Origin of the sequence: Bradyrhizobium sp. (assembly GCF_049691595.1) — a bacterium.
Lineage (GTDB): Bacteria > Pseudomonadota > Alphaproteobacteria > Rhizobiales > Xanthobacteraceae > Bradyrhizobium.
Genome location: NZ_JBAVNZ010000644.1, coordinates 1 through 5,288 on the forward strand (window position 1 = coordinate 1; position 5,288 = coordinate 5,288).

The 5,288-nt window shown below is 65.7% G+C and carries 4 protein-coding genes; 1 reads left to right on the forward strand and 3 read right to left on the reverse strand.

What is annotated here, in order from left to right; genetic code table 11:
• Both WCE35_RS25820 and WCE35_RS25825 read right to left on the reverse strand, forming a co-directional pair.
• A partial coding sequence (locus WCE35_RS25820; RefSeq protein WP_424596139.1) for a helicase-related protein occupies positions 1-2,949 on the reverse strand: 2,949 nt, incomplete at its 3' end.
• Positions 2,950-3,365: 416 nt separating this feature from the next.
• Positions 3,366-4,148: a DUF3108 domain-containing protein gene (locus WCE35_RS25825; RefSeq protein ID WP_424596142.1), complete on the reverse strand. Its 783-nt coding sequence runs from the start codon at positions 4,146-4,148 to the stop codon at positions 3,366-3,368.
• Between the two features lie 398 nt (positions 4,149-4,546).
• On the opposite strand from WCE35_RS25825, the gene rpmB reads away from it, so the two are divergent.
• On the forward strand, positions 4,547-4,852 hold the full coding sequence (rpmB, locus tag WCE35_RS25830; RefSeq protein ID WP_424596140.1) for a 50S ribosomal protein L28: 306 nt from the start codon (positions 4,547-4,549) through the stop codon (positions 4,850-4,852).
• Between the two features lie 114 nt (positions 4,853-4,966).
• Here the strand turns inward: rpmB and WCE35_RS25835 are convergent, their stop codons facing one another.
• Complete coding sequence (locus WCE35_RS25835; protein WP_424596141.1) at positions 4,967-5,203, reverse strand: DUF1902 domain-containing protein; 237 nt, start codon at positions 5,201-5,203, stop codon at positions 4,967-4,969.
• Positions 5,204-5,288: the final 85 nt, after the last annotated feature.

A 5,288-nucleotide genomic window follows, 5' to 3' on the forward strand; every position in this document is an offset into this window, starting at 1 on the left:
GCCGTGGCGGCGATGACGGTGGCGATCATGATGCGGGCGACGCTCGTCGGCGCGGCCGCCCGGCCGCCAGACTTCGATCAGTTCGGGCGTCGCCGGCGTTTCGGACGCGGCTTCCGCGGCGCTGGCCTCGGTAGCGGCGGCCTCAACGGGCGCAGTTTCGCTGGCGGCTGCCGTCTCGATCGGCGTTTCAGCCGCGGGCGGTTCCTGCGGCGCTTCCACCGCCGCCGTTTCCACTGACGCAGCCGGCTCGGGCTGAGTTAGGGGCTCCGACGACGTTTCGACCACCGCAGGCGGTTCCTCACTGGCCGCCGGCGCAAGCACGACATCCGGCAGCAACGCCGCGGACGGCCCGGGACCACCGGACACCGGCAAATCCACCGCGACTTCTTCTGACGGCGCTTCGGTCGGCGCCTCTACCGTGCCTTCTACCGCAGGCGTCTCGGCCGAAACCGTCTCGGCCACCTCCACCGGTTTTGGCGGCAGTGGCGGGCGACGGTCCATCCGATAGCCGAGCGCGCGCAAGATCGAGGCAAAATCCTCGCCGGCCGAGCCGGTCAGCGACGTCATCGCCTGCGTCACCACAAAGCCGCGGCCATCGAACGCGCCGGCGGGCTTTTCGCCGGGCGAAGCCTCGCGCCAGGCCAGCGCGGGGCGGATGAGATCGGCCAGCCGCTCCAGGATGTCGACGCGCACCGCGCGCTCGCCGCACTGGCGGTAGCCGAGCACGCGATAGGCATCGCGGGCGAGCGCCTTGTCGACCGGGAACGAGGTACGGCCGCTAGACGCCAGGTGCTGCGCGCCGGACAGCGCCGCCATGTCGACATTGTCCTGCTTCTCGGCCCACAGCAGCGAGGCCAGCGCGCGCGCCGCGGGTTTCAACAGCGCCGGGAAATAGATGTGATAGGCGCCGAAGCGCACGCCGTATTTGCGCAAGATCGCGCGCGAGGCCTGATCGAGATCCTTCATCTCCGTCGATATTTTCGCGCGCTCCAGCACCCCTAACGCCTCGATCAGCTGGAACGCGATGCCGCGCGCGATGCCGGTAACATCCTCGGCCTTGGCGAGGCCGAACAGCGGCCCGAGCAGCTTTTCGATATGGGTGTTGAGCCACAGATCGAGCCGCGCCTGCACGGCGTCGCGCGGCGCGCCGGTCAGCCGCTCGTCGGCGATGATGCGGATGCGCGGATGCAGCGCGTCGTCGGCGGCGACGAGCTTGGCGACCGCGTCGCCGGTCCAGCGGATGGTGCCGTCCGAGGTCAGCACGAATTGATCGTCGGGGGCGGCGGCGAGTTTTTCAGCCCGCGCATCGATCTCGCCGGCCAGCGCCTTCTGCGCCGCCGCCTGCAGGGCCTTGGCGTCCGAGCCGGCTTCGGCCGCATCGGGCGCAAAGGTGAATCCGTCGAGCCGGCCGATCGCATGGCCCTCGACGATCACTTCGCCGGTCTTGCCGATTTCGGTGTTCAAAACGCTGTTCTCCCGCAAGCGGCGCATCAATACACTGGTACGGCGGTCAACGAAACGCTCCGTGAGCCGTTCATGCAGTGCATCGGACAGTTTATTTTCAACTTCGCGCGTGATCCCCTGCCAGTGGTCGGGGTCGGACAGCCAGTCCGGCCGGTTGGCGACGAAGGTCCAGGTGCGGATCTGCGCGATCCGGCCCGACAGCGTATCGATATCGCCGTCGGTGCGGTCGGCCTGGTCGACCTGGGCTGCGAACCAGGGGTCGGGAATCCGGCCCTTTTGCATCAGGAAGCCGAACAGCGTGGTCACGAGTTCGGCGTGCGCGGCGGGTGCGATCTTGCGGTAGTCGGGAATCTGGCAGGCGTCCCACAGCCGTTCCACGGCGTCCGCGCCATGCGCCATGTCGCGCACCTCGCCGTCGCGCGCGGCGTGATCGAGCACCCGCAGATCCTCCGCGATCGGCGCCCGCGTCAGCGCCTCATGGGCGGGCGCCAGCGCCAAGGACACCTGCAACGCGCCGAGCGAGGAGAAATCCAGCTTTGAATTGCGCCATTGCAGCATCTTCACGCTATCGAAGGTGTGGTTCTGCAGCGCGTTCACCAGTTCCGGCTCGAACGGCGCGCAGCGCCCGGTGGTGCCGAAGGTGCCGTTACGCGTGGCGCGGCCGGCACGGCCCGCGATCTGCGCGAATTCCGACGGGTTGAGCCTTCGGAACTGGTAGCCGTCATATTTGCGGTCGGAGGCGAAGGCGACGTGATCGACGTCGAGATTGAGCCCCATGCCGACCGCGTCGGTGGCGACGAGATAATCGACGTCGCCGTTCTGGAACATCTCGACCTGCGCATTTCGGGTGCGTGGGCTTAGCGAGCCCAGCACCACGGCGGCGCCGCCATGCTGGCGGCGGATCAGTTCGGCGATGGCATAGACCTCATCGGCCGAGAACGCGACGATCGCGGTGCGCCGCGGCTGGCGGCTGATCTTGCGGTCGCCGGAGAATTCGAGCTGCGACAGCCGCGGCCGGGTGACGATCGAGGCGCCCGGCAGCAGCCGCTCGATGATCGGGCGCATGGTGGCAGCCCCCAGCAGCAGCGTCTCGTCGCGGCCGCGCCGGTGCAGGATGCGGTCGGTGAAAACATGGCCGCGTTCCAGATCGGCCGCGATTTGGATCTCATCGACGGCGAGAAACGACACGTCGAGATCCCTTGGCATCGCTTCCACGGTGGAGACCCAGAAGCGCGGATTTTTCGGCTTGATCTTCTCCTCGCCGGTGATCAGCGCGACGGCTTCCGCGCCGGCGCGGTCGGCGACCTTGTTGTAAACCTCGCGCGCCAACAGCCGCAGCGGCAGGCCGATGACGCCGGAGGAATGCGCCAGCATCCGCTCGATCGCCAGATGGGTCTTGCCGGTATTGGTCGGCCCCAGCACGGCGGTGACGCCGGCGCCGGGAGCCCGTTCATGGGCGAACGTGGACGAGGAAGAGAAAGCCATATTTTCCGGTGGTTTCTGACGTCGCAAATGTCTGATTGTGTTTCACAATGCGACGCTGGACGGGTCGCGGCTTAAGCTCTGGAACGGGTTGGGAACGAATCGCGCCCGAATCGCTGACTCATTCCAAGACCGGCTTCGTTCACCGCAACATCTCGCGTTGGTGCACTCGACGCGGCACTAGATCAAGTTTGAGGCGGCTCCACAAGCGACGGTTTGACGACGAAATCCTTAAAGTTTGGGCGATGGCGGAGTCGAATCAGAAGCGGGAAAGAGTCAAGCAAGGAGTCGGACCAAAACTCGACATGCGCGGGCTTGACCCGCGCATCCATCGAAAAAACCCTTGCCCAAGAGGATGGATTGCCCGGTCAAGCCCGGCAACGACGATAGAGAGGTTCGGCTCCATCGGTATCGTTGCACTACTGCGTCTTCGCCACCCGCGGCGGCGCGGCTGACGTGACGAACTGGGTGGCCTCCAGCATCGCCTGGCCGAACGGGGTCGGGATCGTCATCCGGAACGGCACCAGGATGCGGGTGCCGGCGATCGGCACGAAGGCGACCTCGATGTTGCGCTGGGCGGCGAGGTATTTGATGACGGGGCGATCGGGGATATAGCCCGCGACCGGGGTGAAATAGATCGCGCAGACCACCGCCGGGCCGTGATAGCCGCGCTCGGCCTTCACAATTTCCATGCGCTTGAAATCGAGCTTGAGGTCATAGCGCAGCCGGCCGTCAAAGATGCCGGCGCCGGTGCGGCAGGCATCGGGCGACAGCACTTCGCCTGAGCCCGGCACCCGCAGCATCGAGCCGGTCATCGGATCGAACACGTTCCTGCGATGCGCGTCGGTGACCGGAATGCGGTCGGGATCGACCGGCGGCTCCGGATCGATGGAAAATTCCTTGATGGTGTTGTTCAACAGCACCATGCGGATGGTTTCGGACTTTTTCGCCGTCGTGCTGGTCGCGGTATAGCTGCTTGCGACCAGCGCGCCGTTGACGACGCGGCCTTGCGAGGCGCCCGAGCCGGTGCCGCCGGAAAACGCCTTCATCAGGCCGGAGGTGCCGCCTTGCGCGGAGGCGGAAAACTGGTCGTCGCCGATCTCGATGGTCCAGCTGCCCTTGCCGACGGGAATGCCGGCCAGCGACGCCTCATAATGCGCATCCAGCCGGCCTTGCGCGGACGCGGCCGCTGGCGCGAGCAACAGCAAGGCGCCGGCGCCAAGGCCCACAACAAGGCTCGTCACAAGGCTGGTCAACAGCCCTGACCGGGGGATGAAGCGGATGGGGGTCACGAACGGGCGGTCCTGTCGTCGGCGCGAGCGAATGTAATGGGTCATTTAAGTAAAAAAGATCGGGCAATCAACGCGCGAGGGAATGCGAACCTTCATTTCGGCGGCGAATGCGCCCTTTATATGATGCTTAAGCCGCTGCAACAGCTTGGAAACCGGCCGATCCCGGGCTGCAATCGGGCGCTAAAACCTTGACGGTCCGTCCCTCACCCCCTATACGTCCGCGGTTCCTGGAAATGGACGGAATTTGGACCCCCGCGTGGCGCGAGAGCGCGCTGCCTGAAGGCGGGGATGACAGAGGATTTTCGAAAATGTCGCGGCGCTGCGAACTGACGGCCAAGGGCCCGCAAGTCGGCCACAAGGTGAGCCACTCCAACATCAAGACCAAGCGGCGTTTCCTGCCGAACCTGTGCAACGTCACCTTCATCTCGGACGCGCTCGGTCGCAACGTGCGCCTGCGCGTCTCGACCAACGCGCTGAAAAGCGTCGACCACAATGGCGGCCTGGATGCGTTTTTGCTGAAGGCCAAGGCGGACGTGCTGTCGCCCCGCGCGCTGGACCTGAAGCGCGCGATCGAGAAGAAGAAGGCGGCCGAGCCGGTGGCGACGGCCAGCTGAACCAGCGAAATCGGTTAGAGTTTTGAGCGGCCGGGTCGAAAGAACCGGCCGTTTTGGTATGGAGCGGAACCGCCGCAGCAAATCGCGGAGCCCGCGATCGAACTGCGGCGCCATTCAGCCTGCGACCGGATCAGCTACGCGCAACGCAGTGATCTGCAGGAACACCGATTCCGGAGCAACATCCGGGTGACTGTCCGGTAACAGATCGAGCGCCATCGGGGAAATCTTGTCCAGCAATTCGTCGAAGGTCGGCGCGTCGGCGGCGGCCGGTATGTCGTCACAATGCCCGCTCCAGACCGAAGCCTCCCGATCCCAGGCGGCGGATATCGTGAAAATGACAGGTCCGGACATCGCCGCTCCGTTGCTCGCCGCGACGCCTCTCAAAGCCGGGCTGCCTGTTGAACGCGAAGGTATGTCAGCGTCATTGCGAGCCAAC